The organism is Wolbachia endosymbiont (group A) of Andrena helvola, from assembly GCF_964028415.1.
GTDB classification, from domain to species: domain Bacteria; phylum Pseudomonadota; class Alphaproteobacteria; order Rickettsiales; family Anaplasmataceae; genus Wolbachia; species Wolbachia pipientis.
In genome coordinates, this window is sequence record NZ_OZ034779.1 from 1,361,682 (window position 1) to 1,388,144 (window position 26,463).

The following is a 26,463-nucleotide window of genomic DNA, read 5'->3' on the forward strand; positions in this document are numbered from 1 at the left end:
ATTAATAATGTTTACTTTTTAAATAAAAATAAATGAAAATTTTAATAAAAATTAATTTTTTTTTAATAGAATAAAAATCTTTTATATTTGCTTGAGTACCAAAAGGGCTTTATTGGTGTAATGCGTTTTCTATTGCGCCTGGCTGCAGTGCCCAGCGTCAAGATCTGATGAACAATGTTCGCTTGCCAGCTTTCGCTTCAATATTTGCACAATTGTGCTAGATCCCCTGCATAACCTGCTTTAAAATCTCCTCCTGCTGCTGAGTGTGAACACTAACATAACCACATGCAGGAGATGCAGCAGCAGGTCTTGCGATACACTTAGGTCTTTTTGCTTGGATATCGAGATTAGATAACACTTCTTCTATCAATGGGTTGACAAAAAACCATCCTCCCATATTTTTTGGTTCTTCTTGACACCATATAATTTCAGCGTTTTTGTACTTTTCAAGTTCATTACTTAGTTTATCTGCAGGAAAAGGATAGAATTGCTCCAAACGTATTACTGCTATATCGTTTATTTTTTGTGCTTCACATATGTCGTAATAAACTTTACCACTGCATATTACAACTTTACGTATTTTATCATTCGAAACTAAACCTGTTCTACATTCTGGAATTACTGTGAGGAATTTTCCTTCAAAGTCAGATAGGTTAGATACTGCTCTTTTGTGGCGCAGTAGCGATTTAGGTGTAAACACTACCAGAGGCTTACGAAAGTCTCTATGCATTTGTCTGCGTAAGACATGGAAGTAATTCGCCGGAGTGGAACAATTAACTACCTGCATATTATCCTCTGCGCAGAGTTGCAAAAATCTCTCTATACGTGCGGAGCTATGCTCAGGTCCCTGTCCTTCATAACCATGAGGCAGCAATAAAACTAGACCGCTTGATCGCAACCACTTTGTTTCTGCAGATGCGATAAACTGGTCGATCATAATTTGCGCACCGTTTGCAAAATCACCAAATTGTCCTTCCCAGAGCACCAGTGAATACGGAGAATCAAGACTATATCCATATTCAAAGCCCATTACAGCATACTCAGATAGTGCGCTATCTATGACCTCAAAGTGAGCTTGCTTTTCATTTATATTGTTTAGCGGAATAAATGCTTCTTCTGTTACCTGATCAACAAGCCTTGAATGACGGTGCGAGAAAGTCCCACGACCAGAGTCTTGTCCTGATAAACGCACTCCTATTCCTTCTGTAAGCAGTGATGCAAACGCAAGACTTTCAGCAGTTGCCCAGTCTATATTACTACCGGAATTTATACTGTCTATTCTGCCATCGAGTATTTTTCTAACCTTATTGTTAATGTTAAAGTTACTTGGGATATTGCTATTTATATGCACACCTAATTTTTTCAACTCATCTGGCGGAACACCAGAATCCGTGTAGTATTCGCTCAAATCGTTCAGCTTTGCTCTTCTTAATTTTGACCACACTCCACCGAACCAGTCAGCTTTTTTTGGAGTGTAAGCCGCTGATTCAGCAAGACTTTTATCTAATTTTGCCCTGAATTCACTGCGCAATTTATTTACTTCATCGCCATCTAATACTTTCTCTGCAGTCAATTTTTCTTCATACAATGTTCCAGGAGTTTTATGCTTTGATATCGCCTTATACATAAGTGGCTGAGTGAAATTCGGTTCATCACCTTCATTATGGCCATATTTGCGGTAGCACATTATGTCAATTACTACGTCCTTTTTAAATTTCTGCCTATATTCCATCGCCAGACTTGTAGCAAAACTCACAGCTTCCGGGTTATCTCCATTGACGTGAAACACTGGAGCTTCTATTGATTTTGCTATATCAGTGCAATAAAAAGAGGATCGTGCGCAACATGGGTTAGCAGTAAAACCAACTTGGTTATTAATGACAATGTGCACAATGCCATCCACTTTATAGCCTTCAATATTGCTTAAGGTTAAAGTTTCAGCAACCACTCCTTGACCGATGAAAGCCGCATCACCATGAATTGATATGCCAAGCACAGATCTTATATTCTGTTTTGCTCTTATTCTTCCAGCCAAAACCGGATTTACCGCTTCAAGGTGAGATGGATTAGGGCATAAACTTAAATGTATTTTTTTGCCACCTGAAAGTGCTCGATCAGAAGAGTAACCAAGGTGATATTTAACATCACCGGACACCTCAAGACCACTTGGGTATGCAAGATTGCCTTGAAATTCAGACAGCATTGCCGCATATTCTTTCCCCATCACTTTGGTTAGAACATTGAGTCGTCCGCGGTGAGCCATGCCAAGGACTATTTCTTCAATACCAAAAACCGTAGAATCACTAATGATTTTTTCAATTGCAACGATAGCTGATTCTCCACCTTCAATAGAAAAGCGTTTATATCCAGGAAATTTCATATGGAGAAATTGCTCGAACATTTCGGATTCGACCAAGTGCCTCAGTATTTCCTTTTTATCTTGTGAACTCAGCGTACAGGTTTGATTTTCGATCTTTTCCTGCAGCCACATTCTCTCCTCATAAGAGGAGATGTGCATAAATTCAAAACCGATATTCTTGCAGTAAATATCTCTATAGATTCCAGTGTCACTTGCCGGAGATAGATTCGAGTATTTTTGATAATCTACTTCCTTATTCACATTGGGTGATAACGGATTAAGATCCGCAAAAAAATGACCGTAAGATCTGAAAAAATTTGCTAAACTAGAAACTGAATCATCCACCTTAGTTACATGTTGTGCACCGCAGGTCTCCGCTTTATTAACTTCTAAATTGCTTGAAAAAATTCTATACCAATCCTCCCCGATTGATTTATCACCCTGCAAATAACGGCTATACATTTCTTCCACAAATTCTGCATTATCACCATAAAGGCAGCTTAAACTCGACATAATCACTATAAAAAGTATCAAATACTTATAAGTATAACTTAAGTTTTTTAAAAAAGAACTTTTTTAGTTTCTATACGTCATACCGCCGCGGTATCTCTTAACATAGATCCCGCTAACACGTAGCGGGATGACGATTGTCAGGTTGTCATTCCAGCGCGTGACGCTGGAATCCAGTTTTTATTTGCAGCCTACTTGACTCGAAGCTAAGTTTTCTGGATCCAAATAGTCAAGGCACTGGGATGACAAAAAAAGGAGCACTGGAATGACAAAGCTATAGGTTGCAAGCGAGACGTCATACCGCCGCGGCGCTAACAAGAGATCCCGCTAACACGTAGCGGGATGACGAATTACTATGCCGCCGCGAACCGTCATACCGCGATTCATTCGCGGTATCTCTTAACATAGATCCCCTACTTAACTGTCATACCTTAACATAGATCCCGCTAACAAGCAGCGGGATACTTAGGGATGACGATTATCGTTTAGTCATAAATATTTAAGAAATTTACTAAATGAAAAAAAAGGCAAAAGAAGCCCCGTGGTGGTTGGCTATTTACCATGTACTAAAATATCGGCGTTTTTTTTATTCTAAAACGCTTGATTAAGAGCGATTTAGCTGCTTTTAACTTGCAACTAACCTACACCGCAAGTGTTTAAGAAATTTACCAAGCAGGAAAAAAGGCAAAGAAACCCTAGGGTAGCTAGTATTCAAATTCTCCCTTGTCAATTTGACGTTTTTTGCTGTCTTAAACGCTTTGTAAGCGCGTTTCGGCTTATATAGGTAAAAACCCAGAAATTTTTAAAGACATGCGATGCACGTAGTGCGAAAAATTAAACATGAGACGCCAAATACCCTAAGTTTTTTGTCATTAACCTGCACAGATTGCGAAGATAAATAAATAGCTTCAGTTTCATGATAAAGGGGCTGACGGAGTTTGTCAAGGAAGTTTTTTCGTTTCTATGAGCTACTTGGATGACGAGAAAGGAGCACTTACATATTTATGGCAACCTCATTACCTGCGCTCAAAAAGTTTTTCAATATCACTGAGTTTCATTTCTATATAAGTTGGTCTTCCGTGGTTGCATTGCCCGGAATATGGGGTTTTTTCCATTTGTCTCAGCAGCTCATTCATTTCATCTAACCTCATTTTTCTACCCGCTCTAATTGATCCATGACAAGCGATAGTGGCCAATATTTTGTTCACTTTATCTTCTACTGGCAATGTATCTTCTATTTCCGTTAATCTATCGACTATATTAATTAGCATCTCTTTCACATCTATTGTGCCCAAGATTGCAGGGATTTCTTTTACTATCACTTTATTCTCTGATTTGATTTCAATATCAAAACCCATTTCAAATAACTTATCTTTATAAACTTCAATCATCTCCATTCCGGCTTGATTTTTGATTTCAACCGTTTCAGGAAGAAGTAGTTTTTGTCTTTTTACACTTGATTTTTGTTTTAAGCATTCATATACTAGTCTTTCATGGGCTGCATGCTGATCGACTATAATCAATTTGTCCCTTACCTCTGCAATAATATAAGTATTATAGACCTGACAGCGTGCAAACCCGAGCGGGTGGCTCTCTATCAAATCAACTTGCTCTAACACCTTTTTTTCCAGAACCATAGTCTCCGCTTGTGATGGAAATTTCTGTATGCCGGTATAATCAAACGATTTTGACTGTTCTGATAAGCCTTTTGCTTTTTCATTTGGAGAAGCAAATTCTTTTATTAGTTGATTTTTAAAAGGACTTGGTCTTTTTTCATAAAATTCTTTTTGAACATTAGGTTTATCAAAAGGATCCGGCAATGTTGAATCCATTTTCTGGTCATGCGCTGGAAAAGTGCCTATCCTTCTTGACAATGCTTTAATTAATCCTCTTGTCATTATCTCATATATGAGCTTCTTATTCTGAAACCTTACTTCTGACTTATTTGGATGCACATTTACATCTACTTGATCATAAGGTATCTCTAAATGTAACGCTGCAAAAGGATACCTATCGCTTGGAATAAAATCATGATATGCATACCTAACTGCGCCAATAAGTAAATTATCTTTAATTGGCCTTCCATTAACAAACGTATAGATCTGAGTGGACTTACCACGATTGACGGTCGGCTTACAGATGTGTCCCGTAAGTTTAATGTCGTCTTCTTCTTCATTGATCTCCAAAGAATTGCCCTGAAATTCTTCTTCTACTTCACACAATCTATGAAATAACGAAGTCTGCTTAGCGTATTTTAAGAGCTTTTTATTACCTGAAGTGAGAGTAAACCCTATATGATAGTTAATCATTGCTAGGTTGTTTACAATATCAACAATGCTTTGAGTTTCTGCTCTTTCGGTTTTTAGAAATTTTAGTCTATTTGGGGTAGCGAAAAACAAATCTCGTACTTCAATATGTGTCCCTTGTGATAAAGGGTAAGGAGTTAGCTCCCCTATTTTCTCTCCACCCTCATAACTTATAGACCATGCTTCATTTGCTTCTCTTGCCTTAGACGATAATTTTATCCTACTTACTGCTGCTATTGAAGGCAGAGCTTCTCCTCTAAAGCCAAGATGCTTGATTTCTATTAATTCACTATCGCTCAATTTTGAAGTAGCATGGCGCATAAACGCAAGTTCTAAATCGTTTTTTTCTACTCCGTTACCATCATCTGTCACAATAATAAGGTTACGCCCACCACTTTCTATTTTAATCTCTATTTCTAAACTTCCAGCATCTATTGCATTTTCCACTAATTCCTTTACTACACTTGCTGGCCTTTCTATCACCTCCCCCGCTGCTATACGGTTTATGGTTTTTGTGTCTAAAAGAGTTATTGCCATAGATTTATTATGAAACTGGTTTTTCTTTTACTTCTTTGGTCTGTTTCTCTCTCCACTTTTTTAACCTACCTGCAATTTCACTGTTGGAAATTGACAATATAGATACGGCAGTAATGGCAGCATTATATGCTCCATTTTCTCCTATAGACATGGTTGCAACTGGAACACCCTTTGGCATTTGAACTATAGAGAGTAGACTGTCCAGCCCATTTAATTGTTTACTATGCACAGGAACGCCGATAACTGGTAAACAAGTTAGTGACGCAACCATACCAGGTAAATGAGCTGCACCTCCTGCACCAGCTATAATAACCTTAAAACCTTCTTCTTGTGCAGATTTAGCAAAATTGAAGAGCCTTTCTGGTGTTCTATGTGCAGATATTATGAATATATCATGTGAAACTTCTAATGCTTTTAACATATCAACAGTATGGACCATAGTGGTGTAATCTGACTCACTTCCCATAATAACAGCAACATCTTTTTTTATTTTTGTCATATTCAACACAATTTTACTTACTAACTAAATAATGTTCCAGCTAAAAAGCAACAAATATTTAAATTATATTATAAATATAATATATAGAATTCTCGTTAAAATAGAAATTTTAAAAATTTAAATAAATATTTATATTAAGATATAGAGATATAAACTTCTTATGTAAGATAAATTTATAAAATAATTATTTTTGTATTTCAAGCTTTGTAATCTTAGCTTGTTCTTTCTATAAATGGTTTTTTCAGATAGACTGATGGTAAAATGGTAATTTAAAATTACTAGAAATTTGATAAAAATATTAATATATAATCAACTTAAAGTTTTAAATATTGATATCATATAATTATTGACAAGTTACATGATATTAATATCTTGGTATATTAAATATTATGTTATAATATTTAATAAAGTTAATTGATATGTGAGTGTAAGAATTATGGAAATAATATCGTTAAATAACTTAGACAGTGCAGGAATAAAAACAAAGTTGCTTTATATAATAAATAAAATTGTAGAAAAAAATGCTTGGACTCAGGCTTTTGCAGCTGAGAAACTTGGTATTGATCAGCCAAAGGTATCGCAAATTAAAAATGGTAAAATAGATGGTTTTTCTTTAGAGCGATTGTTAGGATTTCTAAAAAAACTTGATCATGAGATAACAATCACGATGACAGAAAGCCAAGAAATAAAATCTGAGGCAGAAAAAGTAAAACATGAAGTTGAATCGCAATAGATACAAAGTTGACAACTTGTTTTTTGTGATATAGTATAAAACTTATTAAGGTAGTATCTTATGGCTGAGTCTATTGTAGAAAAGTGTATAGAACGGGTAAGTAACCGTTTCAAATTGGTTCTGTTGGCAAGTCAAAGAACACATGATTTAAATACAGGGGCAAGTAATCCAATTCAAGCAGCTAAGTTTAAAGGTCATAAAAATACCATAGTTTCCTTACATGAAATAGCAGGAAAACAGGTGGATACTCATGAGCTGTTTAGCCTTTTGGTAGGTAGATGCAAGGAATACATGAAAGGAAATATGAATAATGTTTACAGCAGTAATACAAGTAAGCTAGCGAATTTATTAAATTTTTCTGATAACACAGATCTTGATGCAAGTCAAGAAAGCCAAGATTATGAAGTGGATGGTGAAATAGATGATGAAATAAATGATCAAGATGGCGATGAAGAAGTATCCGTTTAGAAATCTACTGAAGTTACATAGTCTTTAAATGATTTGCATTGCTATCTATACACTGTTGTTCTGTATGAGTGTAATGTTGTGTTGCATAGTGTCTAAGTCAAATGATGTGTACAATAAGGTTTTAGCGTTCAATAATTTCTCAACGCAAGTAGTTGTACTTATAACAGCAATATCAATCATTCTGAATAATTTTTTTTTAATTGATATAGCATTGTTGTATGCTAGCGTTAGCTTTATATCAACTATAGCACTAATGAGATTAATGTTGTTTTGATAATTTATGATAGGATCCATTTTCATATTTTTAGGTATTTGTTTGATAATTATTTCAAATATAGGGGTGATCAGATTTCCTGATTTCTATACTAGGTTACATGCAGCAGGTATTACAGATTCTAGCGGTGCAACGTTATTGTTAATTGGTTTTGCTTTGCAGAATGGATTTTCAATCAATACTGTTAAAATAGTATTATTAATTTTTATAATATGGGTAGCTAACTCAACTAATAGCTATATTTTAGCGCGCACTCATTATAAAGTTAAGAAAAAAACTGTTAAAGAAGGCTAAGGTGTTAGAAATATTAAATGTAGTGTTACTTTTGTTGTTACTAACAGTTACGGTTTTTATAGTTTTCTCGCGACATTTAGTCGTAAGTGCTGTTCTAATGTGTGTATTTAGTTCACTGATTGCGCTTATATACTTAATTATGAATGCACCTGATGTTGCAATTACTGAAGCTTCTGTTGGTGCGGGGCTCAGTACAGTTTTTACGTTTGCAGCACTCTCCTTGATAAAGAATCATAAAGTAAATCTATCTCATAACCCTATAACGCTTTTTTTTATGTTATTTCTGGCTGTATGTTTGTCATATTTTATGATTCAATTGCCAGATTTTGGCAGCCACAATGCTCCGATCCACTTGCATGTTGCTCCTTATTATGTGGAAAATACCGAAAAAGCTACCGGTATTCCTAATATAGTGACAGCTATTTTGGCAAGCTTTCGTGGTTATGACACGTTTGGAGAAACTATAGTAGTTTTTACTGCTGCGCTTTGTATAACGTTGATATTAAAAGAAGAAAAAGAAAATGATTAAAGATCCGATATTAAATGCAGTAACATTTTTGATGATACCTTTTATCATTTTATTTGGTTTATACATACAATTTCACGGTGATTACACTCCGGGTGGAGGTTTTCAAGCAGGAATAATTATTGCCTCCGGGATAATATTATATTCAATGCTATTTGGTGTATCTACAACTCTAAAAGCAATACCTTATTCTGTGATTAGATTGACTAACGTGTTAGGTATTTTAATTTATGGAGGAACGGGCGTTGCAACAACTTTACTTGGCCAAAATTTTTTATCTTATGATATCTTGTTAACCAATAATAGAACCGGTCAAAAATTAGGTATTTTTTTGGTGGAATTAGGTGTAGCATTTACTGTCTGCTCCTCTATGTTAATTATATATATAAATTTTGCTCGTAGGAAAAAACAATGACTTTATATAATTATACGATTATTATTGTATTAATGGTGCTAGGTTTATATATTATTATAAACGATAAAAATTTAATCAAGAAAATGATAGGGGTAAGCGTCTTCCAAGCATCTGTTTTGTTATTTTACATATCTCTAGGATATATAAAAAGTTCCTTGCCTCCTATATTGGTTTCAAATTTTTATTCATATAGCAATCCTATACCCCATGTTTTAATGCTTACTGCTATAGTGGTTGGAATTGCAACATTTTCAGTTGGATTATCCATAGCAGTAAAAATGGAAGAAAAGTATGGAACAATTGATTAAGACAAGTGTACATAAATTAACAGTATCTTAAACTATATGAAGTAACAAATAGCCACAAGTTAAAAGTAAAATTATAGACTTGCTCGTTGTAAGTTTGTTTGTTAATAAGAAATAAAATTATAAACTATAAAGGTAATGATGTCAACTATTAATGATGCAGAAGATAAGAAAAAAATTATCAAAGATCTGGTAACTAAGAGTATAAAAAAGGGTGGTTTTATCACCTTTGATGATATAAATGATAAATTATCAGATGAAAATTTTTCGTCTGACTTTATAGATGATGCTATATCTTTATTGCAGGATTCCGGAATTAATGTGCTTGAAAGTAGCGAAGATGAAGAAGATATTCCTTCCAACAGTGATGATAGTAAACTTGATGATGATGACACATCGCCAAATGTTACTGCAACTTTAGTACAAAATGATGATCCAGTGAGGATTTATTTACAAGACATGAGCTCCGTAAAGCTTTTATCAAGGGCAGATGAAATCGAGATAGCAAAAAAAATTGAATCTGAAAAGCATAACATGTTACGTGCAATAATTGAAACATCAGTAACATTAAAGGTGATAAAAGTATGGCGTGATGATTTAAGTAATGGAGCTCTCTTACTGAGAGAAATTATAGATCTGGATGCAATTTATAACTCTGATTTTAATGTGGTACCCAAAGAAGAAAGTGAAGAGAGTGAAGAAAGTGCTGAAGATGTTGAGGATTCTGAGGATGTTTCTGAAGATGCTGAGTACTGTAGTGATGATGAGAAAGATAGTAAAAAAAGTGATGATGAGAAAGACGGTAATAATGAAGATATAAATTCAGTCAATTTAAATGTTTCTATTCTTGAAATGGAAAGTGACTTATTGCCAAAGGTCATAGTTGCATTGGATGAGATAATTACTTTAACAAATGAAGCGTTGATATTAAGAAAAAATTCTAAAAATTTCTCTAATGAGCTAGAAAATTTGTATAATCAAATATGGTCTATAGCATTACAAATTAAGTTAAGTGATGCTGCTGTTGCCAGAATTACACAAGAACTTTATAAGATAAATAGATCCATTACGCTTGAAGAGGCTAATCTTATTGCTGAGGCTAGAAAATACGATATCGATAGAGAAAGTTTCTATAAAGTTTATGATGACGTGCTTTTAAAGCACGAATTGAAAAAGATAAGTCTTTTAAAGATCAATGAAAATCAGTCCTCTTTTACAGGTGAATTAAAAAACAAATTTTTAAGGTTTATAGACGATAACTCTGAACATATAGCTAGTACCTTGAACGGTATTAAGCAGCATATACAGGAAGATAACGTACAAGAATTTAAGGAGCTAATCAAGAGAATACAAAAACACGAACGAGAAGTCTCTGAAGCAAAGCAAGAAATGATTAAGGCTAACTTAAGGCTAGTAGTTTCCATTGCTAAGAAGTATTCAAAAAGAGGCCTTGATCTGCTTGATTTGATACAAGAAGGCAATATTGGTCTTATGAAGGCCGTGGATAAGTTTGATTACAAACGTGGATATAAATTTTCAACTTATGGCACTTGGTGGGTAAGACAATCAATCACTAGAGCAATACCTGAGCAGTCTAAAGTAGTTAGAATACCAGTTCATATGGTGGAAATTATCAGTAAAATCAACAGAGCATTAAGAAAGATGACTCATGAGATGGGAAGAGAGCCGACGTTAGAGGAATTGAGTGTAGAACTGACAATGCCACTGGAAAGAATACGCAAAGTTATGAAAATAGCAAGGGATCCAGTAAGTCTTGAAGCTCCAACAGGAAAAGATGATAGTAGTACCTTTGGTGATTGTATAGAAGACAAGCGAGTCTCCAGGCCAGAGGATGCTGCAATACTTGCTGACTTGCGTGGCATTACAACCAATGTTCTTGCAACTTTAACACCAAAGGAAGAAAGAATTTTAAGAATGCGTTTTGGCCTTGGTAAAGATGGGAAGGAACATACCTTAGAAGAAGTAGGAAAAATTTTTAATGTAACACGTGAGAGAATTAGGCAAATAGAGGCAAAAGCACTGCGCAAGTTGAAACATCCAAGCCGTGCTAGAAAACTTAGAGGGTTCTTTTAAGTATACGTGTCAAGTTAAGAACCTGTCTTGAAAGGAGTTAAGCAGCTAATTTAGTAAGCATAGAAGTAATCATATTAAATAAGATATTGTTTTTTGAAGTAAGAGGAGAATGCTCGTAATCCTTGCTCATGCGTCTAAAATTGGAAAGCCAAGCAAAGGTTCGTTCTACAATCCAACGTTTAGGAATAACCTGAAATCCTGTATCAACCAATTTCTTGGTAATCGTTAGCAAACATCCAGTTTCCAACAAACATCGATTTTGTAATTTACCTTTGTATCCTTGATCAGCAAAAAACTTACGTAATGTTGGAGCTTTGCATTTAGCTTGAATAAAAAGATTGGTAGCACCATCACGATCCTGAATGCTTGCGCTGTGTACCTCTGCAGTAATTACAAGACCTAGTGTATCTACAATAATATGGCGTTTTCTACCCTTTATTTTTTTACCGGCATCATATCCTCTTGATCCCCTTTTTGAGTCGTTTTCACTGATTGACTGTCAATTATACCTACTGAAGGTGTTTCATTTTTACCAACCATTTTTCTTACCTCTTTTACTAGCATGTCATGTATTTTTTTCAATTTTCCATTATTACGCCACCTGATAAAATAGTCATACACCGTTTTCCATGGGGGAAAATCCTTTGGTAGCATTCTCCACTGGCAACCACCCCTCATTATATACCTTATTGCATTAATAATTGTTCTGATGTTATGTTTTCTTGGTCGTCCTATCGCTCCTTGTGCAACATAGGGCTCTAAAATTTCCCATTCCTTGTCACTTATATCACTTGGATACAATTTACCCTCCTATTTTTTGCTTACCTCATCATACTCTTTTCTTTATTCCCTTTCAAGACAGGTTCTAAGAAGAAGCTGATTTTGCCCGGAAAAAGTGGAGAGCAAGTTAGGCCAAAGTTGTATAATTTCACCGCTATTTTTCTTTTTCTATGAATCTAATGAAACAACATGCTAATCTACAGTAAATATTATGACAAACAAAAATGACAATTCTAATTCAAAGTATAGAAATTTTTATGTTCTGGGTGATAGCTTATCCGATAATGGCGCAATCATTGGAATTTTAAATAATTTATCCTTTGCAAAAAGCGTAAAATTTGATGATCCTTTTTATCAAGGAAGATCTTTTAGCAATGGCCCTACTGCTGTTGAATATATAGCAAAATATTTAGATTTAGATGAATTTAAACCTGGGTGGAGTTATTCATTTTTTGGGAGATGCCACGAACAGCAAGGTCAGAATTACGCAGTTTCATATGCAACAGCATCTGAAATTTTTGACCCTATTTTTTCTTATTTCTTCAATAAATTTCGTTTAGCTAACCAGCTAGATGCGGTAATTAAACATCATCCAGATATAGGTAAAGAAGATTTATTTTGCATCATAATCGGCGGAAATGATGTTATGGTTGCCACTGCTTATGACGATACTAAAGCGGAAGAAGTGTTGGAACAAGCAGTGAGTGAAATATGTAATGCACTTAAGGTTCTAAATGAACATGGTGTTAAGCATGTAGTTGTTGCAAATGCACCTGAAGTTGGCTCAATACCAGCTTTTAATAGAGATGAAGAAGCAAGGGAACTAGCTACAAAGCTCACGGAGAGTTTCAATGCAAAACTGGCTAAAGGCTTAGATTATATGAAGAAAAGTACAAATCTTGAAATAAAAGCATTTGATCTTAACTCTAAAATGAGAAGTATGTTTAGCGAATACAAGAGCAAAGGTTTAAATTGTCAAGATGCATGCACATCGAACATTGCAGACCAAGTTGGGAGATTTAAAGAAAATATAAAAATACTCTTAAAGTTGATATTTAAAGGGGAACTTGACGTTCACTATAACCCTGGGTGTAGCAAAGAAACACTAAAGGATTATTTCTTTTTTGATTATTTCCATCCAACTGCGGAACTTCATCATGAAGTTGGTAATGAAGTGTATGAGTTGATTTGACACAGTTTTTTGAACATATCCTTTTAAATAGTAACCAGACTGCATTCTGTGATTTTTAGCAAAACACGATCTTTCATTTGAGCTTTCTTCAATTTAAAATAAATACAGAAAATTGCTGCCTATAGCTAAACTGACTTAGATTTACCGATAATTTGAAAAACCGTCATCCCGCTACTATATAGTTATTGATATATATTTTCTTTTAAGCTCTTGGTTTTGATCGATAAATGTAATCATTTCATCTTCTAAAGTTTTAATTTGATTACGTAAAATTGCAAGAAGTTCCTCTATTTGTTTGATTATAGATGTATCAGTTACCTGTTGGATTTGGGTTTTTTGTATTTTTGCTATTTCTACAAGTTGGTTTCTACGAGATAATTTTTGTTTCAAGCAATCAATATTACCATTACTAACTGTTAAAGGAGTAACACGCATATCTGTATTATTAATATAACGTGAGATGATACTGCAGTCTATTTTATCAGTTTTTGTAGTAATACCAAGGCTTTTAGCATAGTCTCTCCCACCTTGGTTGAATGACGTACACCTCAAAACCATTGCTTAGTAAAGTATAGGCACATAATTTTTCGTATCCACCAGTTGCCTCAAGACCAATTTTGGTTACATTATGCAAACGTAAAAAGTCCAGCATTTCATCAATGGATTGTACATTGTTTTCAAATATTTTATAATGCTCAAGTGGGTGAATGTGGAGATCTAATTTACTTTTGCTAACATCAATGCCAGCAATAATGTTTGATGAATTCATAATTCCTCCGTAATAATAACATATACTGCATTTTCCAGCCTTATATACGAGCCTAAAAGCTCAATCAGTTGTTCGGAACTTTCAGTATAATAAACCAGAGAAGAGAACCTTGCTGAACAACGATTCTTATAATCAAGGGGCGTGACGATTCCTCTTCTCTGTGTGTCTTTAATCTCACTACTTTGATATTTATAAAGACTTGTTCTTAACATATAAGGGAAGTGTCCTCTAGGTGAGATTGTGGAGCATTCGTTGCAGCATTTGGCTGTTCAATTACGCTAGTTGATTCTTTAGGTATACTATTTCCTTCAAAATTTCCATCTTTTTATTATGTTCTCTTTAGCATTTTGAGAGTGAATTATTCTAGTTTTGATATTTAAACGTTTTGTATCTGCTGTAATGATTTCACTTCCAGTTTGCTATTCTTTACATATTGAATTGCAAGCACTAACGCTTTACTTCCGGAAGCTGTGGTGCTGTAAGCTATATTTTGCAAAATAGCAGTTCTCCTGATATCTTTGCTGTCTGAGACTGACTTTACACCTTTTGAAGTATTAATCACTAGATTTATTTTTCCATCTTTGAGCATATCAACTATGTGGGGTCTGCCTTCTCTTACTTTATTTACAGCTTGTGCAGCAATGCCGTTATTGTTCAGATACGAAGCTGTGCCTTTGGTGGCATATATTTCAAAATTCAGTTCTTTCAACATTCGTGCAACTGGCAATATATACTTTTTATCATCATCTTTTACTGAAACCAGAGCTGTTCCTTCTGTTGGTAACTTGTATCCTGCAGCCATGTGCGTTTTTGCAAGTGCAGCTTCAAATGATGAGTCAATTCCCATCACTTCTCCTGTTGATTTCATTTCAGGACCAAGTAAAGTATCAACTCCTGCAAAGCGGGTAAATGGAAAAACAGCAGCTTTAACTGCAAAATGATTGAAAGGCTTGTTTTCCTGATTCAATTTTTTACCCAAAATAACCTGAGTGGCAAGCTTTGCAATAGGAATATTGATTACCTTGGAAATAAAAGGAACGGTTCGACTAGCCCTTAAATTCACTTCAAGTATGTATACATCACTAGACCTCTTGCATAACTCGATTTCTGAAGGCAATTTTGTCGTCAAAGCTTGTCTGCGCTCCTCAAATACATTCGAGTATTCTGTGGTGCTCATCTGCACTTTTCCTAAAGATTTCTCATCACAAACAGGTTCTGCAAGAGGTCTATTCTCTTGAACAGCAAACTGAATGTTTATCAGACCTTTCACTTTTAATGCTAATGCTATTCTCTCAGTTTGGAGCTCGATCTCTTTTATTACTTCGTCACTCAATGTATTTGTCGGTATTGAGCATGTTGAATCACCAGAGTGGATACCAGCTTCTTCAATATGCTCCATGACCGCTGCAATGAAAACTTTTTCCCCATCACATACAGCATCAACGTCAACCTCAACTGCATTGACTAAAAATTTATCAAGAAGCAGCGAACCATGCTCAAAGATTTTAGTTTGATCTAAGACGTACTCTTTAAAGCTCTGAGTATCGTGTCTAATCGACATAGACTGACCGCCGAGGACATATGATGGCCTGACTACTAGTGGAAACCCCACCTTTTCTGCGTTGGTTAACGCTTCTTCTACTGAATGGCAGATAGAATTTTCAGGTTGTTTTAAATTAAGTTGCAAAGCAAGGTTTTTAAACCTCATGCGATCTTCTGCAAGGTCAATAGAATCAAACGAAGTTCCCAGAATTTTGAAACCTCTCTCGTTAAGCACTTTGGCTAACTTTAAAGGTGTTTGACCGCCTATTTGAACTATTACACCAACCAGTGTGCCATTTTCTTGCTCTTTACTTAGTATTTCAAGCACATCCTCTGCAATGAGTGGTGCAAAATATAAACGATCAGCGGTATCGTAGTCAGTTGAGACAGTTTCGGGATTACAGTTGATCATTATTGTTTCATACCCCATTTCTTTGGCGGCAGAAGCTGCATGTACGCATGCATAATCAAACTCAATACCTTGACCAATGCGATTTGGACCACTTCCTAAAATGACAACCTTTTCTCGGTCAGAAATATTCGCCTCACATTCCGTTTTATTTTCAACATCACCCTCATAGCAGCCATACATATAAGCAGTGCTCGATTCAAATTCAGCTGCACAGGTGTCTACGCGTTTATAAACTTGTTTAATGCCAAATTTTTTTCTTATTTCTTCGATTTGTTTTACTCGATCTCCAGCGTGTAACGCTGGCTGGATCCCAGTGTCACGCACTGAGATGACATTAGAGGGTACTGGAATGACAGAGGTAGGTCTATTACTTAACTTTGCCAATCTTGCATCTGAAAATCCCATTTTTTTCATCTCTAACATTTCATATGCAGTCTCAGGAAGGCCGTTTTCCTTGATTTTTTGTTCAGCCAAGATGATTTGCTGTATATTTTGCAGAAACCATAAGTCATATCCTGTAATCGAATTTATTTCTTCTATGCTAATTCCGTGGCGCATTGCGTCAGCAGCAATCAGTAATCTGTTTGGTAGCAATTTTGCTAATTGAGATTTTATGTGATCAATATCAATGTTCTCAGGAAATACTTCATCAAGTCCTGTAAAATCAGTTTCAAGTGAACGGAAAGCTTTCTGTAGTGACTCATTAAAAGTGCGGCCTATAGACATCACTTCTCCCACTGATTTCATGGAGGTTGATAATTCACAATTCGTCCCCTTAAATTTCTCAAACTCAAATCGAGGAATTTTAGTGACGATATAATCAATCACTGGTTCGAATGCTGCTGGTATTATTGGAGCACAGTCGTTACGTATTTCGTCGAGCGAATAGCCAATAGCAAGTTTAGTTACAACTTTTGCAATAGGATAGCCTGTTGCTTTCGAAGCAAGTGCAGAAGAGCGAGAAACCCTTGGATTCATCTCAATCACAACGAGGCTTCCATCTTCTTTAGGATTCACTGCAAATTGAACATTTGCACCACCGGCACTAACATCAATTTCTCTCAGCACTGCTATAGATGCATTTCTCATCTGTTGGTATTCTACGTCACGCAGAGTCAAAGCAGGAGCAACAGTTATGCTATCCCCAGTGTGCACTCCCATCGGATCAACATTTTCTATCGAACAGACTATTATGCAGTTATCTTTACAATCGCGGATAACTTCCATTTCATATTCTTTCCAGCCGATAATTGATTCATCTATCTGAACTTCATTTATTGGCGAAATTTTGAGAGCACTTTCTGCGATATTGAAAAACTCCTCTTTATTATATGCTATGCCGCTACCTGCACCACCAAGGGTGAATGACGAGCGGATGATTGCTGGTAATCCAATGTAATCCAAAGCCTTTTTTATTTGTTCTTGATTTTTTATAATGATACTTTTGGGGTATTTCAGTCCTATTCTATCCATGGACTGACGGAATAACTCTCTATCCTCTGCTTTTTTTATTGCTTCTCTATTTACCCCTATTAATTCTACGTTGTATTTGTCTAACACTCCATCATCTGCAAGTTTTATTGCACAATTGAGCGCTGTTTGCCCGCCCATTGTTGGCAATATTGCGTCTGGCCTCTCCTTAATTATAATTTTCTCTATGATTTCAGGCAGTACCGGCTCAATATACGTCGCATCAGAAAACTCAGGATCTGTCATTATAGTTGCGGGGTTGGAGTTAACCAAAATGACTTTATAACCTTCGCTTTTTAATACTTTACAGCTTTGCGTTCCGGAATAATCAAACTCGCATGCCTGACCTATAACTATTGGGCCTGCTCCTATTACTAATATAGATTCTATATCTGTGCGTTTCGGCATAATTACAATAACGGTCTCTATTCAAGTAATGTTACCAATCTTTCCTGTATATGTGAATTTTTATTAAACCTATTAGCTAATTACTTTTAGGCTTGACGCATAACTGTACGAACATTGCAATTTGCGTGGCAGATTCCAGTGCTTGACACACAGCTGTACAAACATTCATTTTTGAAGGTAAATTGCACAGCAAATGATGTCATTCAAGTAGCTGACACTGGTTCCTTTATGACGGCAGTGCCCAGAGGTGTCATCCCAGTCTGGGATCCAGAAAACTTAACTTTAAATAAGTGGCTGCATAATAAAGACTAGATTCCAGACTGGAATGACACCATAGAGGCACTGGGATGACATCCTTCCTAGTGGAGATTACTCTCAAATCACAATGTTCATACAATTGTGGGCTTAACGGTATCTTTGCAGATACTATGGTAATTTATTCGGGAGATTTGCTGAGCGGTAAGATTTTTCCTGATATGCTGCAGTCTTCAGAAGCTAATTCCACAAATTTATCTGTTAGTTTATCAGGTGACACCAATTCAGATCCAGGAAATGCCTGCTCACTACCCACAGGTCCTTCCGTGTATACAGCATTTACACATAATTTTGTATGTTTTGTCTCAGATGCATATATCTGCACCATTATTTCTAGTGCAACTTTACTTGCAGCATACGGCATCCAATATGGATAAGAGGAAGGAGAAAGTGTCACTTCTGAGGTCATGAATATCGCTCTTCCAGCATTAGACTTTTTTAGCATTGGATCTAAGTTTTTTAGTAAGTACCAATTGGCAGTAAAATTTGTATTCATTACGTTCTGTAGCTCTTCAATCTCACAGTCATGAATGGGGTTCAGTTTGCCTAAAATTCCAGCACACGCAACTAATATATCAAGTGCTCCAGATTCTGATAATTTCAGGCTTTCTATCATGTTTGTCAGTATCTTTACATTCTCAAAGTCTAAAAGATCAAGCTGAATTAGTTTCACAGAGCCTTCTTTAAATTCTTCAAGCTCTTCAATTTCATTATATAGTGGCTTGAGATTATCAAGAGATCTTGAAATCAGAATCACACATGCACCTTCTCTTATAAACCTTTTTGCAACAGCAGAGCCTATTCCACCTAAAGCTCCGGTGATTAAAGCTACTTTACCTTCTAACTTACTCATTTCTTTCTCCTTAGCGAGATCCATTGAAATATTTTAGCTGAAAATTGAATTTTGCTCCATATATAAAAATCAAACTTAGCATATAAAAAAATAGTAATGACACTACCACACCACCTAAACTTCCATATATCAAATCCAGTTGGTCAAAGGAAGCTTTTAAGTATTGCTTAAAAGCTGAAGCAGAAATCGTCCAAAGAATAACAGCTACACAAGATCCAGGAAATACGTCTGATAAATTTTGTTTTATGTTTGGCAACATAAAATATAGCCAAGAGACTACTGTGAAAAGTACAAATTCAATAAGTAAATACCTAGTATAACTTAGCCCCTGATAGGAAAAATCAATTAGCATTGGTACTAGTGTAGAAAACACTATAGTTAGAGTTATAATAAGCGTGATTACTAAAAATTGTAATATACTTAGTACTCTTCTTAATATATAAGGCGGCGAAACCGGAACTTTATAGGCCTTATTGAGTATTGTTCTAAGCCCTTCAATTGTCGATGAAGCGGTCCAAACAGCACCTACAATTGCTAAAGTTAGTAAGCTTTGCGGCGGGCCTGATATTATCTCTCTGATACGCGGCATCAAAGATGCCAAAATATCCTGTGGCATGTTATCAATGATAAATACCCAGCCAATGTTATACTGGTCTAAGAAATTTGCGAATGTTGATGCCACAGCCATTAAAACGATGAGAAAAGGAAATATTGATAACAGAATTAAAAATGATAAATACCCTGCATGCTCCACTCCATCATTATAAATTGTGTCAATCAAAGCACGATAAAGACAATAAACAATACCGTAAAATTTCTGTAGCATGTAATATAAACGAACCAAGAAAAGTATTCTAAATGAAATAAAGGATACTTTTAAGCAAAAAATCCTCACCATTTACTTAAATTTAATCAAAGGGATAGATAATTTAACATAGAACAGGAATTATAGGAGGCGTAATGAAAAAATTTCTTCTACTTGTGGCTTTAATTCTCTCCTTTGCGTTTGATGCAAATACTAATGAGCTAGATGCAACGTCAGCAGTGATATGCAAAATAATGAGCTATACTCACGGCATAGGTGGACCGATGATTACGATAGTGATAATAGGTGCAGCTTTGCTTGCGATATTCGGTAGAATGCCGTGGCCAGCACTTTTTGCACTCGGTGCATTTACTGCTGTGTTTTTTGGTGCTCCTGCCGTTGTTTCAAAAATAGCACCAACTACAGCAAGTAAGTGCGAGACGTGTGATGCTGGGAAAACATTGAAACCTGATGCAGATGGAAAATATACTTGTCAGTAAAAAGCATTGAGTAAATGGTACTTACTGCATCATTTACTCAAATTTAATCAAAATGATAGATAATCCAGCGTTAAATAGAAATTATCGGAGGCATAATGAAAAATTTTCTTCTACTTGTAGCTTTAATTCTCTCCTTCGCATTTGATGCACATGCTGATGCAACATCAGGAGTAATATGCAAAATAGTAAGCTATACTCATGGTCTAGGCGGACCGATGATCACAATAGTAATAATAGGTGCAGCTTTGCTTGCAATATTTGGCAGGATGCCATGGCCAGCGCTTTTTGCACTCGGTGCATTTACTGCTGTATTTTTTGGCGCTCCTGCAGTTGTAAAGGCAATAACAGGAAAAGAGACGACTTGCACCCAAGCAGGATGTACCTCTGCCGCTAATGGAGGAACTTGGGATCCAACTAAGAAAGAATGTACCCTTCCATAAACCTGTACTGAAGTTCTCTTTATGTTTTCACTTGAAAGTGGTCAAGCTGACCACTTTCAGTGTCTATGATTACCTAATAAATTCTTTTTCTGTAATCATATCAGTTAAAGTCTGGATTCCAGCGTCACGCGCTGGAATGACAAGGCTTATCGTCATGTCACCGCGAACCGTCATACCGCGATTCATTCGCGGTATCTCAGCCGCTAACAAGAGATCCCGCTAACAAGTAGCGGGATGACGGTTGTCGTTTAGCCATAAATATTTAAGAAATTTACCAAACGAAAAAAAAGGCAAAAGAAGCCCTGGTCATTGTCTATTTTCAGTATTGGCGTTTTTTAAGTCTTAAACACTGCAATTTAGCTGCTTTTGAATGCAACTCACCTTAGTTTGAATGTTTAAGAAATTTACTAAGCAGAAAAAAAGGCAAAAGAAACCCCGTGTTAGCTAGTTGTCACTCTCTAATCCTGCAAAATCGGCGTACTATACTGTCTTAAACGACTTATAAGCGCGTTTCAGCTTATATAGGTAAAAACCCAGAAATGTTGTGAAGACATAAGGTGCACATAGTGCAAAAAATTAAAAATAAGACGCCAACTACGTTGTTTTCTTGCTGTTTAATCTGCACAGATGAAGATAACTGAATACCTTCAGTATCATGATAAGGGGGCTGGCGAGGTTTGTCAAGGAAGTTTTGCATTTAATTCATTTGATAATTCAAAAAACTTGAAAGAATAAAGATAGCTATTGAAATTATCTTGATTTACATCAGTTATCCAAGTTTGACATTGAATACTTAACACTTCCTCCATTAACGCCTTTCTGTAATGTTTATCCAGATGAGACATTATATCATCAAGTAGAAGAAGTGGTGCCTTATTGTAATGAATACACCTTGCTTTTACACTGGATAAAATAATAGAAAGCAGTAATAACTTTTGTTCTCCAGTGGAGCACAGATTTATTGGTACGTTTCTTTTTTGACAAAAAACCCGAAAATTATCGTTATGCACACCAAAGGTTACTCTACCAGTCAATGAATCTTTTTCTCTGTTTTCCTTTAGACGATTCTGAAAATATTCTGCAGTATCGTCCAAAGTTAGCTGGCTGCTGAATTTCAAACTTGCCTTCGGAAAAAACTCACTGGAATGGTTATCAATTGTGTCTTGTAGTGTCTTTAAAACAGACGATCGCATACGTAAAATACTAACTGCATTAACGGCCATTATGTTTTCAAGACTAGAGAGCCAATTTTCGTCCAAGGTGTTCTCTCTCAACAGTTTACTTCGCTCACGTTTAGCTTTTCTGTGTTTCATGTAGCAGCAAGTGTAATTTTCCTCAAACAGTGAGACTATACGGTCTAAAAATTTTAATCTGTCACTTGGAGAATTGAGAAGAACATAGTCCATTTGTGGAATCAGCCATATTACATTGGATATCTTATACAAAGATGAATAACTCGATTGCGTTTTTCCATCAATTTGTATTAGTTTCTTATCAAAACTCTTTGTGATACCAATTGAATTAAAATCCATTCCATTAAAAAAATCATAGTGCACTACCCAATCTTCATTACTGAATCTATTTTGTATCTCACTGGCTTTTGCTTTTTTCATTCCATTGCTTTTAGCAAGCAACGAGATTGCTTCAAGTATATTAGTTTTACCAATACCGTTTTTGCCAGTTATTACAACTGAGCTATCATCTGAATCCAGTTCAAAGTTTGAGTGGCTACGAAAATTATGTAATTTCAGCTTTTTTATGTAGCAATGGGTAGCCATTAACCTATTCTTTAGTTTATATTCTCTTTACTTCTTCCAGAACCTCATCAACATGTCCACTAACTTTTACATTTTTCCAGATCTTCACTATTTTACCTTTTTTATCTATTAAAAAAGTAGTGCGTTCTATTCCCATATACTTTTTGCCAAACATACTTTTCTCTACCCAAACACCATATTTTCCCAACATTTCAGCATTCTCATCAGAAACTAAAGAAAACGGCAGAGAATATTTTGCTTTGAAGTTAGTGTGACACTTAACACTATCTTTTGATACACCAATTATCACTGTGTCAAGGAAAGAAAAATCATCTATTTTATCTCTAAAGCCTTTTGCCTCCATTGTACAACCCGGAGTATCGTCTTTAGGATAAAAATAAAGAACTACATTTTTTTTATCAAAAAATTCACTCAGTGATAAATTTTCACCAGAATCTGCTGGCAAGCTAAAATCGGGTGCATTATTTCCTACTGCTAATTCCATACCTTGCTCCATTAATAACACTTCCATCTATAGTAGTATATTGTAGTCAGAGTATCAAATTTTATATATAGCTAACAGATAAGATTCTTGATGGGGGCTTATTGATGAATTTCTGCCTACCTTCTCGGCTTGCCGCTTTTGATAAAGTGTGGTTTTCGTCTGATGTAAGGCCATATCAAATAGATCCTATTAAAAATCAATCGAATCTTCACATGTTTGTTCTTCATAAAAGAAGTTCAATGTTATCGTAGTACCAAGTTTTGCTTCACTTTTAATGTCAAAAGTTCCACCCATTAACTCTACTAATTTCTTGCTTAGCGGCAATCCGATGCCCGTACCTTCGTTTCTATACCCCGAATCTGCTTGGCCAAAAACAGACATAACTTTATATATGTCCTGCTGCATTATTCCTATTCCATTGTCATGAAACTCAATAGTTAATAAGTTTTTTTCTATATTTTCTTTTATCACCATTCTTATTAAACCATCTTTGGGAGTAAACTTGATTGAGTTTGATAATAAATTTATTATAACTTGTTTCATTCTCTTGGGATCTGCAATGACTAATAATTGTTTATTAGTCATCTCTTTTTTTAAATTAATCCCGGCTTCTTTTAATTTAGGTAATAGCATATTTACGCATGAATCCATTATTTTGTTCAGGTTAAACTTCACTTTTTCTACTGTTAAACTACTTGATTCAGCTTTAGAAAAATCGAGCACATCATTAATTAAGGTAAGTAAGTGTGTTCCTGCATTATATATATCGTCTGCATACTCCTTGTATTGAGAATTATCCATTGAACCTAAAGTTTTATTTTTGATCAACTCCGCAAATCCAATAATAGCATTAAGAGGTGTGCGTAATTCATGTGTAACGCTTGCAAAAAACTTTAGCTTGTTTGCATTTTCTTGCTCTAATGTTTCTTTTATCTGCTGTAATTCAATGTTAGTTTTATGTTGCTTGGCTAGCATTTGGGTATTAGAAAAGTGCAAATAGAACATTATTAATATTAAGATTATTAATAATAGGCCCAAAAATGTTAAAAACAGGCCATATGCTATAACATAAGAATTATTGTAGTTTCGAAGAATCTTCAAAAAAAACGACGGTTTAACGCTATTTTCATGGAATATAGGGAAAATAGAAGTTAATGTATTTCCTGTAGTATAAAATATTTCTTGGTTACTTAATAGTTTATCAATTTCATCGTTTGTAAGTAACTGTTCATAATCATAATCTTGAGTGTTAAAATTACTGAATATTATTCTGCCGTTTTGATCATACAGTATTAAGCTGAAATCCTTTACTTTGCTCACTGATTGTAATAATTCAGCACGTAGTTTTACTAGTTGGTTTATGTAGTCAAAATTTTTGTATTTAATGTGATGCTTTTCTATTAGTAAATAATGGTATTTTTTTATTATGCCATTTTCCAGTACGCTTTTTAAGTTTACACTTGAATCACGGTAAGAAGAAAGGAAATTACTCCTTAGTAAATGATTACAATATATCACACTGAATAAAATCATAAAGATCGATGAGAGTAATACAATAACTTTTGTGTATTTGTTTTTCTTCAACGCAGAAAACATCAATTTACCTAGCTTATACATATCCTTCTTATTGTGAAACAACGGTTTTTATGTTATTAATAATAAAATTTAGCATATAATATTTTATGACAATTTCTCCTATTTTGCCAGTTTATTCTCCTGTTAATATAAATTTTTCTCATGGCAAAGGTATCTACCTATATGATGTTGATGGTGAGCGCTACGTAGATTTTCACTCCGGAATAGCCGTTAGTAGCTTAGGTCACACTAATTCGCGATTAATTAGTGCTCTTAAATTGCAAGGAGAAAAATTATGGCATATATCAAATACCTATAATATACCTGCTGCCAATAATTTTGCAGAAAAATTAATAAACAATAGTTTCGCTGACACTGTATTTTTCTCAAATTCTGGATCAGAGGCAGTAGAATGTGGACTTAAGATTGCTAGGATCTATCAAAATGGAAAAGGCAATAAAAATCGTCACAGAATTTTAACATTTCATGGTGCATTTCATGGAAGAACCTTTTTAACTTGTGCTACAAACGATAAACAGAAATTTTCTGAATTACTAAATCCCTACATTGATTGGTGTGATAACATCGAGCCCAATATTGAGAGCGTAAAGAAAGCAATTTCAAGTGGTATAGGCGTTATATTAATAGAACCAATACAAGGGCAAGGTGGTATCAAAGTAATGAATGAAGTCTTTATGAAAGAACTAAGAAGGCTGTGTGATGAAAATGACATATTGTTATTTTTTGATTGCGTACAATGCGGTGCTGGTAGGACAGGAAAATTATTCGCATACGAACATATAGGAGTGGAACCTGATATATGTGCTCTTGCAAAGGGAATAGGCGGGGGGTTTCCGCTGGGGGCTTGTCTTGCAACTGAAAATGCTGCTAAATATATGGCGGTCGGTATGCACGGTTCCACTTTTGGTGGCAATCCGCTTGCAACCTCAGTAGGTAATGCTGTGCTCGAAGAATTGCTCAGCCCCGGCTTTTTGAAAAATGTTGAAATTAGAGGTAAATACTTAAAAAATAAACTAGAAGACTTAGCAAGTAAATTTCCAATAATAGAGGAAGTAAGAGGGAAAGGGTTAATGCTTGGAATAAAAGTGAAAGCAGACAATCAAAAGTTTGCAGAAGAGTTAAGTCATCGCGGCTTGCTTACTGTTGGGGTAACATCAGATAACGTTGTGAGAATTTTACCTCCACTCATTATCACTGAAAAAGAGATTGATGAAGGCATCGAGATTTTGACTCAATATTTATCTGAGAAATCTTCTGATTAGATACTTGCATTAATATGAACGACAATCTGGTATGCTTAGGAATTATTACCTCTCCTCACGGAATTAAAGGAGCTGTTAAAGTAAAAACCTTTACTGAAAAGCCTGAAAATATCTCCTTATATGGTAAGCTAATAAGTGGTGATGAGAATTATAAAATAGACTCAGTATCCGTCATAGGTGATAATTTAGTAATAGCTACAATAAGCGGAGTAAATTCCCGTAATGAAGCAGAGCTTTTAAGGAATAAGAAGCTATATATAGAAAGAAGCAAGTTACCAGAGCTAAATGATGAGGATGAATTTTACCAAAGTGACCTTGTAGATATGGAAGTAAGGCTGAAAAGTAATGAATTATATGGCTATGTAAAATCTGTGTATAATTTCGGCTCAGGGGATATATTAGAAATTTTAGTTATCAGCACAAAAAAACGTATTATGCTGTCTTTCACTAAAGAGATATTTCCACATATAAATATAAAGGGGAGGTATATAGTATTAAATATACCAGAATTTATTGACTAATAAAGACTTTGATATT

General features: G+C 35.1%; 27 protein-coding genes. 14 read left to right on the forward strand and 13 right to left on the reverse strand.

Annotated features, from left to right (window positions below; genetic code table 11):
• Positions 1-217 precede the first annotated feature (217 nt).
• The 3 genes from ABWU73_RS07055 to purE all read right to left on the reverse strand — a co-directional run bounded on the left by ABWU73_RS07055 (position 218) and on the right by purE (position 6,211).
• Positions 218-2,872: a 2-oxoglutarate dehydrogenase E1 component gene (locus ABWU73_RS07055; RefSeq protein WP_264329610.1), complete on the reverse strand. Its 2,655-nt coding sequence runs from the start codon at positions 2,870-2,872 to the stop codon at positions 218-220.
• A gap of 1,013 nt (positions 2,873-3,885) precedes the next feature.
• On the reverse strand, positions 3,886-5,712 hold the full coding sequence (mutL, locus tag ABWU73_RS07060; protein ID WP_264329609.1) for a DNA mismatch repair endonuclease MutL: 1,827 nt from the start codon (positions 5,710-5,712) through the stop codon (positions 3,886-3,888).
• 7 nt (positions 5,713-5,719) lie between these two features.
• Positions 5,720-6,211, reverse strand: a complete 492-nt coding sequence (purE, locus tag ABWU73_RS07065; RefSeq protein WP_006280351.1) for a 5-(carboxyamino)imidazole ribonucleotide mutase — start codon at positions 6,209-6,211, stop codon at positions 5,720-5,722.
• A 436-nt stretch (positions 6,212-6,647) separates the two neighbouring features.
• Between purE and ABWU73_RS07070 the strand changes: the two genes are divergently transcribed.
• The 8 genes from ABWU73_RS07070 (at position 6,648) to rpoD (ending at position 11,320) form a co-directional block, all read left to right on the forward strand.
• Positions 6,648-6,944, forward strand: coding sequence for a helix-turn-helix domain-containing protein (locus ABWU73_RS07070; protein WP_012673420.1), 297 nt, complete (start codon positions 6,648-6,650; stop codon positions 6,942-6,944).
• Positions 6,945-7,004: 60 nt separating this feature from the next.
• Complete coding sequence (gene rpoZ / locus ABWU73_RS07075) at positions 7,005-7,412, forward strand: DNA-directed RNA polymerase subunit omega (protein ID WP_007548528.1); 408 nt, start codon at positions 7,005-7,007, stop codon at positions 7,410-7,412.
• Between the two features lie 28 nt (positions 7,413-7,440).
• Entirely contained in the window at positions 7,441-7,686 is a 246-nt protein-coding gene (locus ABWU73_RS07080; protein ID WP_007548527.1) for a monovalent cation/H+ antiporter complex subunit F, read from the forward strand.
• A 6-nt stretch (positions 7,687-7,692) separates the two neighbouring features.
• On the forward strand, positions 7,693-7,980 hold the full coding sequence (gene mnhG / locus ABWU73_RS07085; protein WP_006279703.1) for a monovalent cation/H(+) antiporter subunit G: 288 nt from the start codon (positions 7,693-7,695) through the stop codon (positions 7,978-7,980).
• 1 nt (position 7,981) lies between these two features.
• A complete protein-coding gene (locus ABWU73_RS07090) occupies positions 7,982-8,509 on the forward strand; it encodes a DUF4040 domain-containing protein (RefSeq protein WP_015589497.1) in 528 nt (175 codons plus the stop codon).
• A complete protein-coding gene (locus tag ABWU73_RS07095; RefSeq protein WP_006279705.1) occupies positions 8,502-8,921 on the forward strand; it encodes a Na(+)/H(+) antiporter subunit B in 420 nt (139 codons plus the stop codon). The genes ABWU73_RS07090 and ABWU73_RS07095 overlap by 8 nt, the downstream gene beginning before the upstream one ends.
• Entirely contained in the window at positions 8,918-9,229 is a 312-nt protein-coding gene (locus tag ABWU73_RS07100; RefSeq protein WP_006279706.1) for a cation:proton antiporter subunit C, read from the forward strand. The genes ABWU73_RS07095 and ABWU73_RS07100 overlap by 4 nt, the downstream gene beginning before the upstream one ends.
• Before the next feature lie 138 nt (positions 9,230-9,367).
• Positions 9,368-11,320: an RNA polymerase sigma factor RpoD gene (gene rpoD, locus ABWU73_RS07105; protein ID WP_264329846.1), complete on the forward strand. Its 1,953-nt coding sequence runs from the start codon at positions 9,368-9,370 to the stop codon at positions 11,318-11,320.
• A 37-nt stretch (positions 11,321-11,357) separates the two neighbouring features.
• Here the strand turns inward: rpoD and ABWU73_RS07110 are convergent.
• A protein-coding gene (locus ABWU73_RS07110) for an IS5 family transposase (protein ID WP_156518237.1) occupies positions 11,358-12,121 on the reverse strand; the annotation gives its coding sequence in 2 pieces (ribosomal slippage) (positions 11,358-11,767 and positions 11,767-12,121; 765 coding nt in all).
• A gap of 190 nt (positions 12,122-12,311) precedes the next feature.
• Here ABWU73_RS07110 and ABWU73_RS07115 point away from each other — a divergent pair.
• Positions 12,312-13,292 (forward strand): SGNH/GDSL hydrolase family protein, encoded by a 981-nt coding sequence (locus tag ABWU73_RS07115; RefSeq protein ID WP_010082050.1) that lies wholly within the window; start codon positions 12,312-12,314, stop codon positions 13,290-13,292.
• Positions 13,293-13,466: 174 nt separating this feature from the next.
• On the opposite strand, the gene ABWU73_RS07120 is transcribed toward ABWU73_RS07115, so the two are convergent.
• The 4 genes from ABWU73_RS07120 to carB form a co-directional block, all read right to left on the reverse strand.
• Positions 13,467-13,850: a hypothetical protein gene (locus ABWU73_RS07120; RefSeq protein ID WP_227738615.1), complete on the reverse strand. Its 384-nt coding sequence runs from the start codon at positions 13,848-13,850 to the stop codon at positions 13,467-13,469.
• A complete protein-coding gene (locus tag ABWU73_RS07125; protein ID WP_010082049.1) occupies positions 13,801-14,061 on the reverse strand; it encodes an IS110 family transposase in 261 nt (86 codons plus the stop codon). Before ABWU73_RS07125 ends, ABWU73_RS07120 begins: the two co-directional genes overlap by 50 nt.
• Positions 14,058-14,273, reverse strand: coding sequence for a hypothetical protein (locus tag ABWU73_RS07130; RefSeq protein ID WP_080717592.1), 216 nt, complete (start codon positions 14,271-14,273; stop codon positions 14,058-14,060). Before ABWU73_RS07130 ends, ABWU73_RS07125 begins: the two co-directional genes overlap by 4 nt.
• A 164-nt stretch (positions 14,274-14,437) precedes the next feature.
• Positions 14,438-17,893 carry a carbamoyl-phosphate synthase large subunit gene (carB, locus tag ABWU73_RS07135; RefSeq protein ID WP_264329608.1) on the reverse strand — a complete coding sequence of 1,152 codons (3,456 nt, stop codon included), beginning with the start codon at positions 17,891-17,893 and terminating at the stop codon, positions 14,438-14,440.
• 138 nt (positions 17,894-18,031) lie between these two features.
• On the opposite strand from carB, the gene ABWU73_RS07140 reads away from it, so the two are divergent.
• Positions 18,032-18,205 carry a hypothetical protein gene (locus ABWU73_RS07140; protein ID WP_167471214.1) on the forward strand — a complete coding sequence of 58 codons (174 nt, stop codon included), beginning with the start codon at positions 18,032-18,034 and terminating at the stop codon, positions 18,203-18,205.
• 124 nt (positions 18,206-18,329) lie between these two features.
• On the opposite strand, the gene ABWU73_RS07145 is transcribed toward ABWU73_RS07140, so the two are convergent.
• Positions 18,330-19,085, reverse strand: coding sequence for an SDR family oxidoreductase (locus ABWU73_RS07145; protein ID WP_353285485.1), 756 nt, complete (start codon positions 19,083-19,085; stop codon positions 18,330-18,332).
• Positions 19,072-19,887 carry a YihY/virulence factor BrkB family protein gene (locus tag ABWU73_RS07150; RefSeq protein ID WP_209473266.1) on the reverse strand — a complete coding sequence of 272 codons (816 nt, stop codon included), beginning with the start codon at positions 19,885-19,887 and terminating at the stop codon, positions 19,072-19,074. The genes ABWU73_RS07145 and ABWU73_RS07150 overlap by 14 nt, the downstream gene beginning before the upstream one ends.
• Before the next feature lie 134 nt (positions 19,888-20,021).
• On the opposite strand from ABWU73_RS07150, the gene ABWU73_RS07155 reads away from it, so the two are divergent.
• Together ABWU73_RS07155 and ABWU73_RS07160 are read left to right on the forward strand one after the other, a co-directional pair.
• Positions 20,022-20,366 (forward strand): TrbC/VirB2 family protein, encoded by a 345-nt coding sequence (locus ABWU73_RS07155; RefSeq protein WP_209473268.1) that lies wholly within the window; start codon positions 20,022-20,024, stop codon positions 20,364-20,366.
• Positions 20,367-20,461: 95 nt separating this feature from the next.
• The gene (locus tag ABWU73_RS07160) at positions 20,462-20,806 is read left to right on the forward strand and encodes a TrbC/VirB2 family protein (protein WP_264329606.1); all 345 of its coding nucleotides are present in this window, start codon (positions 20,462-20,464) and stop codon (positions 20,804-20,806) included.
• A 680-nt stretch (positions 20,807-21,486) separates the two neighbouring features.
• Here the strand turns inward: ABWU73_RS07160 and recF are convergent.
• The 3 genes from recF to ABWU73_RS07175 form a co-directional block, all read right to left on the reverse strand.
• Positions 21,487-22,584, reverse strand: coding sequence for a DNA replication/repair protein RecF (gene recF, locus ABWU73_RS07165; protein ID WP_264329605.1), 1,098 nt, complete (start codon positions 22,582-22,584; stop codon positions 21,487-21,489).
• A gap of 16 nt (positions 22,585-22,600) precedes the next feature.
• Entirely contained in the window at positions 22,601-23,068 is a 468-nt protein-coding gene (gene bcp / locus ABWU73_RS07170) for a thioredoxin-dependent thiol peroxidase (RefSeq protein ID WP_010963157.1), read from the reverse strand.
• 189 nt (positions 23,069-23,257) lie between these two features.
• Complete coding sequence (locus ABWU73_RS07175; RefSeq protein ID WP_209473279.1) at positions 23,258-24,685, reverse strand: sensor histidine kinase; 1,428 nt, start codon at positions 24,683-24,685, stop codon at positions 23,258-23,260.
• Positions 24,686-24,750: 65 nt separating this feature from the next.
• On the opposite strand from ABWU73_RS07175, the gene ABWU73_RS07180 reads away from it, so the two are divergent.
• Together ABWU73_RS07180 and rimM are read left to right on the forward strand one after the other, a co-directional pair.
• Positions 24,751-25,926, forward strand: coding sequence for an aspartate aminotransferase family protein (locus ABWU73_RS07180; protein WP_010963155.1), 1,176 nt, complete (start codon positions 24,751-24,753; stop codon positions 25,924-25,926).
• 14 nt (positions 25,927-25,940) lie between these two features.
• Positions 25,941-26,447, forward strand: a complete 507-nt coding sequence (gene rimM, locus ABWU73_RS07185; protein WP_006279718.1) for a ribosome maturation factor RimM — start codon at positions 25,941-25,943, stop codon at positions 26,445-26,447.
• Positions 26,448-26,463: the final 16 nt, after the last annotated feature.